The 13,113-nt window shown below is 56.6% G+C and carries 10 protein-coding genes; 7 read left to right on the top strand and 3 right to left on the bottom strand.

Annotation, left to right across the window (positions count from 1 at the left end; genetic code table 11):
• Nucleotides 1-8: 8 nt before the first annotated feature.
• The 3 genes from carB to Q8N00_11990 are packed head-to-tail and all read left to right on the top strand — an operon-like array spanning nt 9 to nt 4,561.
• Nucleotides 9-3,269 carry a carbamoyl-phosphate synthase large subunit gene (gene carB / locus Q8N00_11980; protein MDP2383512.1) on the top strand — a complete coding sequence of 1,087 codons (3,261 nt, stop codon included), beginning with the start codon at nt 9-11 and terminating at the stop codon, nt 3,267-3,269.
• A 15-nt stretch (nt 3,270-3,284) separates the two neighbouring features.
• On the top strand, nt 3,285-3,761 hold the full coding sequence (gene greA, locus Q8N00_11985) for a transcription elongation factor GreA (protein ID MDP2383513.1): 477 nt from the start codon (nt 3,285-3,287) through the stop codon (nt 3,759-3,761).
• Nucleotides 3,761-4,561: an SAM-dependent chlorinase/fluorinase gene (locus Q8N00_11990; GenBank protein ID MDP2383514.1), complete on the top strand. Its 801-nt coding sequence runs from the start codon at nt 3,761-3,763 to the stop codon at nt 4,559-4,561. Before greA ends, Q8N00_11990 begins: the two co-directional genes overlap by 1 nt.
• Nucleotides 4,562-4,828: 267 nt before the next feature.
• On the opposite strand, the gene Q8N00_11995 is transcribed toward Q8N00_11990, so the two are convergent.
• The 3 genes from Q8N00_11995 to bioA all read right to left on the bottom strand — a co-directional run bounded on the left by Q8N00_11995 (nt 4,829) and on the right by bioA (nt 8,528).
• Nucleotides 4,829-5,035: a hypothetical protein gene (locus Q8N00_11995; protein ID MDP2383515.1), complete on the bottom strand. Its 207-nt coding sequence runs from the start codon at nt 5,033-5,035 to the stop codon at nt 4,829-4,831.
• Nucleotides 5,036-5,625: 590 nt separating this feature from the next.
• The gene (locus Q8N00_12000; GenBank protein MDP2383516.1) at nt 5,626-6,660 is read right to left on the bottom strand and encodes a DUF4238 domain-containing protein; all 1,035 of its coding nucleotides are present in this window, start codon (nt 6,658-6,660) and stop codon (nt 5,626-5,628) included.
• A 473-nt stretch (nt 6,661-7,133) separates the two neighbouring features.
• A complete protein-coding gene (gene bioA / locus Q8N00_12005) occupies nt 7,134-8,528 on the bottom strand; it encodes an adenosylmethionine--8-amino-7-oxononanoate transaminase (GenBank protein MDP2383517.1) in 1,395 nt (464 codons plus the stop codon).
• Between the two features lie 150 nt (nt 8,529-8,678).
• Between bioA and lepA the strand changes: the two genes are divergently transcribed.
• From lepA to kdsB, 4 genes are read left to right on the top strand one after another with little or no spacing between them, the layout of a single operon-like run.
• Nucleotides 8,679-10,478 carry a translation elongation factor 4 gene (gene lepA / locus Q8N00_12010; protein ID MDP2383518.1) on the top strand — a complete coding sequence of 600 codons (1,800 nt, stop codon included), beginning with the start codon at nt 8,679-8,681 and terminating at the stop codon, nt 10,476-10,478.
• On the top strand, nt 10,475-11,251 hold the full coding sequence (gene lepB / locus Q8N00_12015) for a signal peptidase I (GenBank protein ID MDP2383519.1): 777 nt from the start codon (nt 10,475-10,477) through the stop codon (nt 11,249-11,251). The genes lepA and lepB overlap by 4 nt, the downstream gene beginning before the upstream one ends.
• Nucleotides 11,221-12,288, top strand: coding sequence for a D-glycero-beta-D-manno-heptose-7-phosphate kinase (gene rfaE1 / locus Q8N00_12020; GenBank protein MDP2383520.1), 1,068 nt, complete (start codon nt 11,221-11,223; stop codon nt 12,286-12,288). Before lepB ends, rfaE1 begins: the two co-directional genes overlap by 31 nt.
• On the top strand, nt 12,281-13,084 hold the full coding sequence (gene kdsB, locus Q8N00_12025) for a 3-deoxy-manno-octulosonate cytidylyltransferase (protein ID MDP2383521.1): 804 nt from the start codon (nt 12,281-12,283) through the stop codon (nt 13,082-13,084). Before rfaE1 ends, kdsB begins: the two co-directional genes overlap by 8 nt.
• Nucleotides 13,085-13,113 lie beyond the last annotated feature (29 nt).

Below are 13,113 nucleotides of genomic sequence, written 5' to 3' on the forward strand. Positions count from 1 at the left end.
AGGTTTCCGTGCCAAGGCGAACAGATATTAAATCCATTTTGTTGATCGGGTCTGGGCCGATCGTGATCGGTCAGGCCTGTGAGTTCGACTATTCCGGTACGCAGGCCTGCAAAGCACTGAGGGAAGAAGGCTACCGGGTCATTCTCATCAACAGCAACCCGGCGACGATCATGACCGATCCCGAGTTGGCCGATCGGACCTATGTGGAGCCGATTACTGCTGAGGTGGTCGAGAAAGTGATCGAGCGTGAGCGTCCTGACGCCTTGCTCCCGACCATGGGAGGACAGACCGCGTTGAATGCGACGATGGCCTTGGTCAAGCGAGGGACGCTCGAAAAGTATGGGGTCAAGTTGATCGGTGCGTCCGCCGAAGCGATTCATAAGGCCGAGGATCGCGAAGCGTTCAAACATGCGATGCAGCGAATCGGGTTGCGCGTGCCAACCAGCGGAACGGCGCATACCCGTGAAGAAGCCATCAAGATCCTCGAGCAGGTTGGATTCCCGGCGATCATTCGGCCGTCGTTTACCATGGGCGGAACCGGTGGAAACATCGCCTATAATCGGGAAGAGTTTGAAAAGCTGATCGACTGGGCCTTGGCCATGAGCCCGGTCAGCCAAGTGCTGATTGAGCAGTCGCTCATCGGGTGGAAAGAATATGAACTTGAGGTGATGCGGGACCTGAAGGACAATGTCGTCATTATCTGTCCGATCGAAAATCTGGACCCGATGGGCGTGCATACAGGCGACAGCATCACCGTCGCTCCGGCGATGACACTCTCGGACAAAGAGTATCAACGCATGCGGGATGCTGCGATTCGGATTATGCGTGAAATCGGCGTCGATACCGGCGGATCGAACGTCCAATTCGGTCTGGATCCTAAAAATGGCGACATGGTGGTCATTGAAATGAATCCTCGTGTATCGAGGAGTTCCGCGCTCGCGTCGAAAGCCACGGGCTTTCCCATCGCCAAGATCGCCGCGAAGCTCGCCGTGGGCTACACGTTGGATGAAATCACCAATGACATCACCGGTGTGACCAAAGCCTCCTTCGAACCGACGATCGACTATGTGGTGGTAAAGATCCCTCGCTTTGCGTTCCAGAAGTTCCGTGGAGCCGATCCGACCCTCACGACGCAGATGAAGTCCGTGGGCGAAGTGATGGCGATCGGGCGAACCTTTAAAGAAGCCTTACAGAAAGCGATTCGTTCGCTGGAATTGAACATGAACGGGTTCTCCTCGCGGGAGGGGTTGGACCGAGGCATTCCTGAAGGGTTCGATCGGCCTCAAGCGCTAGAGCGGGTACGCCAACATCTGCGGACTCCGATTGCGGAGCGGCTGTGGCATGTTGCCGACGGCATGCGACTCGGTCTGTCCAACGACGACCTCTTTGCCCTCACGATGATTGACCCTTGGTTTCTGGAGCAGGTTCGTGAGCTGATCCAATTTGAAGCGGTGCTGGTCGCTCAGGCGGGAAAGAAACCGGCTGCGCTGGAGGAGTCGCTTCTGTGGGAAGCCAAAGAACAAGGATTTTCTGACGATCGTATCGCACAGCTCATCGGTTCCACGTCAGCCTCGATTAGGAAGCAGCGGACCCGTGCAGGCCAGGGCAAAAGAGGGGTGACCTATAAACGCGTCGATACGTGCGCGGCAGAGTTTGAAGCCCATACCCCCTATCTCTATTCGACGTACGGAAGCGAATGTGAAGCGCGTCCGACAGACCGGAAGAAAGTCATCATCCTCGGGGGAGGGCCGAATCGTATCGGGCAGGGGATCGAATTCGACTACTGCTGTGTCCATGCGGTGATGGCGCTTCGCGAAGAAGGCATCGAATCGATCATGGTGAATTGTAATCCCGAAACGGTGAGTACCGACTACGACACCTCGGATCGTCTCTATTTTGAGCCGTTGACTGAGGAGGACGTTCTCAATATCGTGGAGCGTGAGCAGCCGCTAGGCGTCGTTTTACAGTTCGGCGGGCAGACGCCACTCAAGCTCGCGCTGCCCCTGTCCAAGGCCGGAGTGCGAATTCTGGGCACGAGTCCTGATGCGATCGATCGAGCAGAAGACCGAGAACGATTCCGCGACCTCTTGAATAAGCTCGGGCTCCGTCAAGCGGAGAGCGGCATGGCCCGATCCGTTGACGAGTCCATTCGGATCGCCGCACAGATCAGCTATCCGGTCATGGTGCGGCCATCATATGTGCTGGGCGGGCGATCCATGCAGATCGTCTACGACGAATCCGGCTTGTTGGAATACATGAAGTCGGCCGTGAAAGCCTCTCCGAAACATCCCGTGCTGATCGACAAGTATCTGTCGGATGCGATTGAAGTCGATGCCGATGCCATTTCTGACGGCACGAATGTCGTGGTGGCTGGAATCATGGAGCATATCGAAGAAGCCGGCGTCCATTCGGGAGATTCGGCCTGTTCATTGCCGCCTTACTCGCTCGACCAGAGCGTGGTCGAAGAAATTCGTCGACAAATGAAGGCGTTGGCGCTGGAGCTTGGCGTGATCGGCCTGATGAATGCGCAATTTGCGATTAAAGACAAGACGATCTATGTGTTGGAGGTGAATCCTCGCGGCTCGCGCACCGTGCCGTTCGTCAGCAAAGCCATCGGGGTGCCGTTGGCCAAGCTGGCGATGAAGACTATGGTGGGGAAGACCCTTCCTGAGCTGGGGCTGGTCGAGGCACCTGCGCCCGCACATCTGTCGGTGAAAGAATCCGTCTTCCCCTTCAATAAGTTTCCGGGGGTGGATGTCCTCTTGGGGCCGGAGATGAAGTCGACCGGAGAAGTGATGGGCATCGATCAGGATTTTGGATGGGCCTTTGCGAAGTCTCAGGCAGGCGCCGGTGCGCCTCTGCCGAAGGGAGGTACGGCCTTCATCAGCGTGAAGGAGAGCGATCGTCCTGCGGCGTTGGACGTCGTGCAGCAACTGCAGCGGTTGGGGTTTGCCATTGAAGCCACGCGTGGAACGGCAGCCTATTTACGCGAGCATGGAGTCCAGGCGGAAACTGTGAATAAGGTCAAGGAAGGCCGCCCACATATCGTGGACCATATCAAAAACGGGCAGGTGGCGTTAGTTGTGAACACGGTACGCACCGCGTCGGCCCATGCCGATTCCTTATCGATCCGTCGGGAAGCCTTGAATAAAGGGCTGGCATACTATACGACCATACGGGGCGCACGAGCGGCAGTCATGGGCATTGAAGCGATTCTCAAGACAGAGCTGACCATTCGGTCGTTGCAGGAATATCACCACCACTCATAGGGGACGATACAGACTATGCCGACACCGATCACGAGAAAGGGACATGAGGCACTTCAGGCAGAACTTGATCGTCTTCGCAAAGTCGAGCGTGCCAAAAATATCGAAGCCATCGCTGAAGCGCGCGCCCATGGCGACCTGAGCGAGAATGCAGAATACGATGCTGCTAAAGAACGCCAGGGATTTATCGAATCGCGTATCATTGAGCTTGGGTCGAAGTTAGCCGACGCTCGCATCATCGAAACGGCCGGGCGGGTTTCCGAGACGATCGTGTTCGGCGCGACCGTGCTCCTCATCGAGCAGGAGTCGCAGTCGAAGCGGCAGTACACGCTGGTAGGACAGGATGAAGCCGATATGAAAGTGAACCGGATCTCCATTCAGTCTCCGGTCGGCAAGGCGTTGATCGGCAAGCGTGTCGGCGATTTCGTCGAGGTCAAGACACCGGTGAAGATGGTTGAATACGAGGTGGTGGAGATCCGTTTCGAGGAGCTCTAGTGCCGCATCCTCCTGGGCTCATCACGCTGTTGACCGATTTCGGCGATCGGGACTCGTTCGTGGCGAGCATGAAGGGGGTAATCCTCACCATCAATCCCCACGTCTCCTGCGTCGATCTCTCGCATCATGTGCCACGCCATTCTGTCGAAGACGCCGCCTACCTCCTGAATTCCTGCTATCGCTATTTCCCCAAGGGCACAGTGCATGTGGCCGTCGTCGATCCAGGCGTCGGCAGCGCGCGGCGTGCCCTCATCGCCAAGAGTGAGCAGTACTTCTTTTTGGCTCCCGACAACGGACTCTTGACGCATATTCTTGCCGACAACAGCGAGATGGAAGTGCGTGAGATCGAGAACAAGGACTATCGGCTGCCATCGGCAGGCCACACCTTCGATGGCCGCGACCTCTTCGCCCCTGCTGCAGCCTGGCTGACCAAGCAACAGCCGTTCGAATCATTCGGGCGACTCGTCACCGACTGCAAGATTTTTACGATCCCGACACCGACCTGGGAAGGCAAGGCCTTGGTGGGGGAGATCATCCACGTGGATCGATTCGGCAATCTTATTTCTAACCTGACCCGGCAGCATCTCGAAGAAGTGCGAGCAGTCACGAAGGGCCGACAGCTGTCCATTCGGATCGGGACGCAGGCCATCGAAGGTCTGATGGCTAGCTATAGCGAAGGGACAGCGGAGCAGCCGTTCGCGCTCATGAATAGCGATGGGAATCTGGAAATTTTCGTGAAGGAAGCCTCCGCCGCAGATCTTCTCAAAGCGGGGAGAGGGGCGCGAATTGAATTCTCGTGAGCCTGTACAGCTATAGAATGGACGATGCCGAATGCGAGTCGTCTTTCCCCTCAAAGGCAGTCTATCTGGTGCGAGGGTCTGTCTTGTCTCTCTCGTACGTCGAACCAACCAAACCAAATTGAGCAGATAGACGAGATGAACCAGAGAGACTAGATGCGCCAGATCCCCTCCACGCACCGTGGGATGTCAGAGGGCTAGCCCCGTACCCTCAATCTGAAATCGCCACGACTCTGTCAGAAAAATACTCCCAACACCGTTTCTGTTCCACTAACGACTCTGACCCGACAGTGGCGGTTCAACCGGTCCGGCCCATTCGCCGGCTAAGTCCTTCAGTGCTAGATCGTCTGACGTTGCGAGGTAGGGCCCATCGCCATCATCATCGATGAAGTGGAGAACTTTCTCGGTAGTTCCATCGGATTGACCGCGATACCAATACCACCCTGTCTTTGTCGGCTTCTTCGTCGTCCAGATCACTCCGTTACCTCCCCAACCTAGGCCCATGAAGGTTTATTCAAATATTCCGTCACTGGGTATTTGTTCTTCGCAGCAACCTCGTCTTCTCCGCTCCTGCGAGTAGACGTTCTTCCTGATCGCGCCCGCCTTTGTGCCTGCGCGAGCCTATATAGGATCTCTTGCCACCCGACGAAGGCAATAGTCATGCCTGCCCTGTAACGTTCATTGTGGTAGATGCCATGGACAAGGGTGCGCCCGCCATGCGCTACAAAATGTTTGAACGCAAGACCTGACCTCAATTTTGATCATCAATCTTGTGGAAGTTTCGTAAGGCGGTACCGGGACGCGTGTTTTCACATGTGTTTATTTGAGGAACGGCATAATTGTGCGGGGCTGTGGCTTAGCCACTCCCGCGCCTCCTGGGTCGACCCGTTCGGGCTCCGCTGAGTGGAAGCCTTCGGAAATTCCCTCGCAGACTCGGTCAGTTTCCGCTTTCCTTCTCAGCGGACCCTCGTCGGGTCCCCGCTCTTCCGGCGACGTCCGCTCTGAGCCCCAGCCCCGTGCCGCGGAATGGTTCCTGGAGCTATTCTCTTCTTCTGGCACCATTTTTTCTAGGATTCGGTTGTCAGTGCTCCTCCAGGAGTTGTCAGATATTCCCGGACAGTTCGTTTCAATTCTGAGAGCTGCTCTGAGGTAGTACGATCTATCCGCGAACCAATTCGTCTTTGATACTCGTCTTCCCTCTGGGTTCGTTGGCTCGCGACAAAAAACTCAATGCTGTTTTCTGCAGAGGCTAAATTAACCTCTTCAAAATCAGGTCTTGTTGCGCTCCCGGATGCTTTGCCAATCAAAAGAGAATGATTCGATAATGGGAACCAGATCATTTGCGGCATGCCATGAAATATTCGCCCCCATTCCCCTGACTCATCATCCCGTACAAGCGGTCCAATATCACCGAGAATTAGAGCATGGGCCTTATAGGTCTCGATGCTCCAAGTTATCTCTCCTAAATCGCGTACGCGTTTATCGAGATTGCGATCGTCTTCTAGGGCTTGTCGCTGGGCCGATCGTGCGGATGCTGCCGTATCTATAGCATTAAGGTTCGGGAGTATCATTTGGCGAAGCTTCTCGTGCATGTCAGGGTGAAGAAGTATTTCGCGCATTTTGGTTTCGATCACCGGGCGAACCTCAGGAGGAGCTGCTGCCAGCATATCTCTGACGGCTGGTTCGCTCATGGCATCTTCGACGAGTTTGGCTAGTAGTTGCGGGGTATATTCTGGGTTAAGAAACTCTTGAAAGCCCTCCTTCAGAACGGTTGTCCCAATATCGTGGACGCCATCCCTGAATGCTTGAGTTCTGATAAGGGAATGCGCAACAAATCTATCAATTAGCGGCTTGGTGTTTGATGCACAATCTCCTTCGCGGAGACGCTGGACCAACATGCTGAACTGAGTCTCTATCACTGCAAGAGTTTGCTCTACGGTCTCATCTCCGTAGAAATTTCTTGGAGCAGCAACTCCCTTTGTGTTCGGTGAAAATGGGGCGCAGCCCTTTCTAAATACGTGGACATAAGCCTGCCCTCCTTTTTGACGAAAAGCGAACCCCTTGAGCAAGAACTGCGGTATGAAATGAGAATTCACAGACATGATTTAACCAGCCGATCAGGAATCTTAGACATTCTACTTTGTTGGGCTTGTCTGGTCTATCGCTGTGTGAGATGAGGGTGCAGAGTCTTTCCTGTTTCTTTCGGCTAGGACAACCCAGGACAGATTGGGGGTGCAGCAAATAATGGTCTCGAATACTGCGCTGATTGTTACGATAAATCACGCATATTGAAGGAGATGAGGGGGCTGGACGCCTACTTGTTTCTTCGGGGCTTGCTCGCTTAGGCATAAGGGGAAGGTGGCTTGCGGATTCCCAGCGTGCGCGCGTCCAACGAGGGGAGTCCGCGACCGCGCGTTGCGCGAGCACAGGGAATCGCCAGGCCTTCTTTGTTTTTTCTGTTTTTCTTCCTTGGTCTTAGAGGGAGCGGCCAGGCTGCCCTCGACTGCGCGCCTTGGACGAGCACCGCATTATCGTGCGCGTCCAGCGAGCAAGGAGGGCTGCTGACCGCTCCCTCTTATGGGCGTAAGCCGGATGCCGGGGTTAGCGTTGAGGTTTCGATAGACGCTTGCAGAATTGTGATCATGCGGGTGAGTTCTGGAAGCGACGTGCTGAGCGGAGGCAGGAGGATGAGGACGTTGCCGATTGGGCGCAGTAAGAGCCCTCGACGGCGCGCGTCCATCGTGACTCGATGGCCCATTCTGACTGTGAGCGGATAGGGTTTCTTTGTGCTCTTATCCTCCACCAACTCGATGGCGGCCATCAATCCACGCTGTCTGATATCTCCGACATGGGGCAGTTGCTGCAACGTCTCCAGGAGCCGCGCCATTGTTTTGATCTTGGGTTGTAACTTCGCGAGCGTCTTTTCTTTTTTGAACACATCAAGATTCGCCAACGCCACGGAACAGCCGAGCGGGTTTCCTGTGTAGCTATGGCCATGGAAGAAGGTTTTGAAGTCTTCGTACTTGCCGAGAAACCCCTTGTAGATTTCTTCGGTGGTCAGCGTGGCGGCCAACGGCATGTAGCCGCCGGTGAGGCCTTTGCTGATCGCCATCAAGTCCGGCGTCACCCCCTCATGTTGGCAGGCGAACATTTTCCCGGTGCGGCCGAAGCCGGTGGCCACTTCATCGGCAATCAAGAGCACCTGATATTTCGTACAGAGTTCGCGCACTCGTGCGAGATAGCCCGGTGGGGCTGTGATCATGCCGGCAGCAGCTTGGACTAATGGCTCAATGATGAAGCCGGCCAGTTCACGGTGGCGCTTCTTGAGGATCTGCTCAATCGGATCAAGGCAGGCCATGTGGCATGACGGGTAGGTCAGCTTGAGCGGGCAGCGATAGCAATAGGGCGGGTCGGCTTCGAGGGTGGGGAAGAGGAGCGATTTGAATCGCCCATGAAACAGCTCGATGTTGCCCACGCTGACCGCTCCGAGCGTGTCACCATGGTAGGCGAGCTTCAAATGCAGAAACGTATTCTTGGGGCCTGCCTGGGGACGCCGTTGCTGCCAATACTGGACTGCCATTTTGAGCGCCACTTCAACCGCTGTTGATCCGTTGTCGGAATAAAACACGCGCTTCAGACTCTTCGGTGCGATTCGAATCAGTTCTCTCGCGAGCTGAATCGCCGGGGGATTGGAGAGGCCGAGGAAGGTCGAGTGCGCGATTTTGTCGAGTTGTGTCTTGATGGCACGGTCGAGCGCCGGATGGCGGTGCCCATGCAGATTGACCCAGATGGAGGAGGTCCCGTCGAGATACTTCTTCCCTTCCGTATCGATCAGGTAGGAGCCTTTCCCACGCTCGATGATGAGCGGCTCCTCCTGTTCCCATTCCTGCATTTGGGTGAAGGGATGCCAGAGATAGGTCCGGTCCCAATCGGCGAGTGTGGCCGTGCGATTTTTCTTGGTTGTGGCCATAGGCGTGCGCAAGGAACCGGTGAGGAGACAGATTGCAGAAACCAATGGGAAATCAGTGTGAGGCGCGGATTATACGAGGGGGCCGTTGCTTTGACAACCTGGGGGGCGGTAACTATAATGAACCGATTTTATTGGGAAAAGAGTTAGCATTTGCAAAGCCTTATACGCAATTTTTCGATTATCGCCCATATCGATCACGGCAAATCCACCCTCGCTGACCGGATCCTTGATGCAACTGGCGCGGTGACTGCCCGGGAGGCCAAGGAGCAGATCCTTGATGCGATGGACCTGGAACGTGAGCGTGGTATCACGATCAAGGCCCATGCGGTCGCCATTCGGTACAAGGCCAAGGATGGGAAGACCTACGCCTTGCATTTGATCGATACGCCTGGACACGTCGACTTCACCTATGAGGTCTCACGCAGCTTGGCGGCTTGTGAAGGCGCGCTCTTGCTGGTCGATGCGACGCAGGGGGTGCAGGCGCAGACGATTGCCAATGTGAATTTGGCCATGGCGAACAACCTCACCATTATTCCAGTGATCAACAAGATCGATCTGGCCAGTGCCGATGTCGACGGCACCAAGCAGTCGATTTCCGATGTGCTGATGCTGGATGCGACCGATGCCCTCTTGATCAGCGCGAAAGAGGGCAAGGGTGTGCCGGAGGTGCTGGAGGCCGTCATTGAGCGGATTCCACCGCCTTCGGGAGATCCCGCTGCGCCGCTCAAGGCACTCATCTTCGATTCCTGGTTCGATAACTATCAGGGTGTGATCGTGTTGGCCCGGATCGTCGATGGCTCCGTGCGTCCCGGCATGAAGATCAAAGTCATGTCGAACGATCGGGTCTTTGAAGTGATGGAAGTCGGTCAATTCAGCCCGAAACGAACGAAGAAGACCGAGCTGTTGACCGGCGAAGCGGGTTACCTCTGCGCCAACATGAGGGAAGTCGCGGACGTGAAGATCGGTGATACCCTCACGGATGCGGTGACCCCCACGAGTACGCCCTTCCCCGGTTATAAAGAAGTGAAGCCGCTGGTGTTCTGCGGGCTCTATCCCACCGACACGGCCCGGTATGAAGATTTGCGGGATGCGCTGGTCAAGCTGCGGTTGAACGACTCCTCATTCGTCTATGAGCCTGAGACCTCGCTCGCTTTGGGTTTCGGGTTTCGTTGCGGCTTCCTGGGTCTTCTCCACATGGAAATCATCCAGGAACGGCTTGAGCGTGAATATAATCTGACCTTGCTCACCACCGCGCCAACCGTCGTCTATCGCGTGTTGCTGACCAATGGCGATGTCCTGGAGGTCAATAATCCCTCGCAGCTCCCGCCCCCGAGCAGCATCGAATCGTTCGAGGAGCCGTTTATTCTGGCATCGGTGATTACGCCGGAACGGTACATGGGAGCGATCATCCAGCTCTGTCAGGAGCGCCGCGGCATTCAGCGGGGCATCCAATTCCTGGATCCGACACGGGTGACGATCAGTTACGAAATGCCGCTCAATGAAGTCATTCTCGATTTTTACGACAAGCTCAAGTCGCGTACGCAGGGCTATGCCTCGCTTGATTATGAGCTGCTCGGCTATCGCCAGTCCGATCTGGTGCGGCTCGATATTCTCTTGAACGGCGAAGCGGTCGATGCCTTGTCCTTCATTACCCATAAAGAGCGGTCTATTCACCGCGGCCGTCAGCTCGCGGAGAAGATGAAGGAGCTCATTCCCCGGCAGATGTACGAGATCGCCATTCAGGCGGCGATCGGGAGCAAGGTGATTGCGCGCGAGACGATCGGCGCCATGAAGAAGAACGTGCTGGCGAAATGCTACGGTGGCGATATCACGCGGAAACGCAAGCTCCTCGAGAAGCAGAAGGAAGGGAAGAAGCGCATGAAATCCGTGGGGAACGTGGAAGTGCCGCAAGAGGCCTTCCTCGCCATTTTGAAAGTCGGTGACGAATGAGCGGAGAGACGAATCGTCCCTCATCGGACGACCTCACTTCTGTGTCCACCGATGTGCAGGCGGATGACGCGGGAGCGCCGGCGGTGTTCGACGAGCCGTCTGTGTCGCAGCTTGGCCGAAAGTCGCTCTTTCGCGAATATGCGGAAGCCATCGTGGTTGCGATGCTCCTGGCTTTTGCGATCCGGGTGTTTGTCGTCCAGGCCTTCAAGATTCCCTCAGGCTCGATGATTCCGACATTGTTGATCGGGGATCATATCCTGGTCAGCAAGTTGTCCTATGGCATTCAATGGCCTAGCCAGTGCAAATTCCAGGAGGCCTTTCCCCCCGTCAATTGTTACGCGTCACAGGCGCTCATCGAGTTCGGCAAGCCGCAGCGGGGCGACGTGATCGTGTTCCGGTTTCCCGAAGATGAGGAAAAAGATTTTATCAAGCGCATTGTCGGGGGGCCTGGCGATACCGTGCAGGTTCTGAATAAAGCCATCCTGGTGAATGGAGCGGTGCTGGACGACACAGCGTTCACGCAACGGATCGACCCGGGAATCATCGATGGCACCATCAATCCGCGCGATAATTTCGGACCGGTGACCGTGCCGGAAGGCGCCTATTTTGTGATGGGCGACAATCGAGACCAAAGCTTGGATAGCCGGTTTTGGGGGTTCGTGCGCGAGGAGAAAATCCGCGGTAAGGCATTCCGCATCTACTGGTCGTGGAGCGGACAGGGGCAATGGACGGAGTGGGTCAGATGGGATCGATTCGGAAAAGCCATTCAGTAGGCAAGTCCACGCGCCAAGCGCCTGCTGGCTCCGGGGGGCAGGGCCGTAGAGGCGAGGCCTCTCCCAAAGCGCTTCGGCAGTATATTCAGCGATTCCCGCAAGCCAGCGTGCTCGTCATCGGCGACCTCATCCTCGATCATTATATTTGGGGCCGTGTGAGCCGTATCTCACCGGAAGCCCCGGTCCCGGTCGTCCAGGTCGACTCCGAGTCCTTGAGGCTCGGCGGCGCGGCGAATGTCTTCAATAACATTCTGGCCTTGGGGGGCAAAGCCGATTTGTGCGGTGTCATCGGCTCCGACGAAACCGGACGGATGCTTCTCAAAGAGTTGGGGGGGACCCGTTCAGGGCGCGGCGGGGTCGTGATCGACCAGGATCGCCCAACTACCAGGAAGTCCCGCGTCATCGCCCACAACCAGCAGATCGTGCGGTACGACGTCGAGCGCCGGGCTGAACTGAAACCGGCGACGCAGCGGCGGATTCTCCGCTATGTCGAATCTCGGGTACGGGAGTTATCCTGCCTCGTGGTGTCGGACTATGCCAAGGGTGTGGTCAGCGCGCCCTTGATGACGGATCTCACGCGGCTTGCGGCGCTGCGTGGGATCCCCGTGATCGTCGACCCGAAAGTCGAGCACTTCAGCTACTACAAGGGCGCGACGGTCATCACGCCGAACCACCTTGAGGCGACCCAAGCCGCCGGGGTGCATGGCGATGACGATCAGGCGAGCGACGAGGCCGGTGCGATCATCCGGCAGCGGTTAGGATGCCAAGCGGTCCTCATTACGCGCGGCGAAAAAGGCATGAGTCTGTACGAGGGAGACGGAGTCTCCTGGCATATCCCGACACAGGCCCGCCAGGTCTACGATGTCACCGGAGCGGGCGATACGGTGATCGGGACGTTGGCGCTCGCGCTGTCGACCGGTGCCTCGATGAGGGACGCGGCGGCGCTGGCCAACTATGCGGCGGGTGTCGTCGTCGGTATGGTGGGCACCGCAACCCTGTCCGCACAGCAACTGTCGGAGGCCCTCGGCAATGACTGATACGGCTGCGTCCGTCATGGTGGTGATTCCGGCTCGGTTCGGATCGTCGCGCTTCCCGGGAAAACCCCTCGTCATGCTGGGACAGAAGCCGATGATCCAGCATGTGTACGAGCAGGCCGCAGCCTGTTCCGGGGTGAAGGATGTGCTGGTCGCCACCGACGATGAACGGATCAGGCAGGCGGTGATCGGATTCGGCGGGCGAGCCGCGTTGATCGGCGGAGACTTTCGGACCGGTACCGATCGAGTCGCAGGCGCAGCTCGCAAATTTGGCGGCGACTACTTTTTGAATCTGCAGGGAGATGAGATTCCGCTTCAGCCGGACTTGCTCTCTGATCTCATCGAACCCTTTATCTCAAGCGGCGCGGGGATGGGTACGCTGAAGCGGACCATCGATTCCACGGACGACCTGCACAATTCCTCAGTGGTGAAGGTGGTGACCGATCAGGCCGGCCATGCCCTGTATTTTTCGCGCGCACCGATTCCCTTGGTGCGGGACGATCCCAGCCGCCGGGTCGTCGGAGGGTTGCATTACATCCATCTCGGTCTGTACATCTACCGGCGCGATACGTTGCTGAAGTTGGCGGCCCTTCCTACGGGACGGTTGGAAGATGCGGAAAAGCTCGAGCAGTTGCGCGCTTTGGAGCACGGTATTCCGATCAGAGTGTGGGAGACCAAACATGCCTCCCTGCGGGTGGATACGCCGGAGGATGTCGACCTGGTGACGGAAAAGCTTCAACAGTTTGAGGCTATCAAGAAGGAATTGGGTTTATTGAAGTCGGCTCCAGCCCAGTCTTAATGGTGGCAAACATGTCAGAATTTTACGAT

Source organism: Nitrospirota bacterium, assembly GCA_030684575.1.
Taxonomy (GTDB): domain Bacteria; phylum Nitrospirota; class Nitrospiria; order Nitrospirales; family Nitrospiraceae; genus Palsa-1315.

What these genes read in the sequence shown, in the direction of transcription:
- greA (MDP2383513.1), top strand. Translation starts at nt 3,285, where the DNA reads ATGCCGACACCGATCACGAGAAAGGGACATGAGGCACTTCAGGCAGAA.
- Q8N00_12000 (MDP2383516.1), bottom strand. Translation starts at nt 6,660, where the DNA reads ATGTCTGTGAATTCTCATTTCATACCGCAGTTCTTGCTCAAGGGGTTC.
- bioA (MDP2383517.1), bottom strand. Translation starts at nt 8,528, where the DNA reads ATGGCCACAACCAAGAAAAATCGCACGGCCACACTCGCCGATTGGGAC.
- lepB (MDP2383519.1), top strand. Translation starts at nt 10,475, where the DNA reads ATGAGCGGAGAGACGAATCGTCCCTCATCGGACGACCTCACTTCTGTG.
- rfaE1 (MDP2383520.1), top strand. Translation starts at nt 11,221, where the DNA reads ATGGGATCGATTCGGAAAAGCCATTCAGTAGGCAAGTCCACGCGCCAA.
- kdsB (MDP2383521.1), top strand. Translation starts at nt 12,281, where the DNA reads ATGACTGATACGGCTGCGTCCGTCATGGTGGTGATTCCGGCTCGGTTC.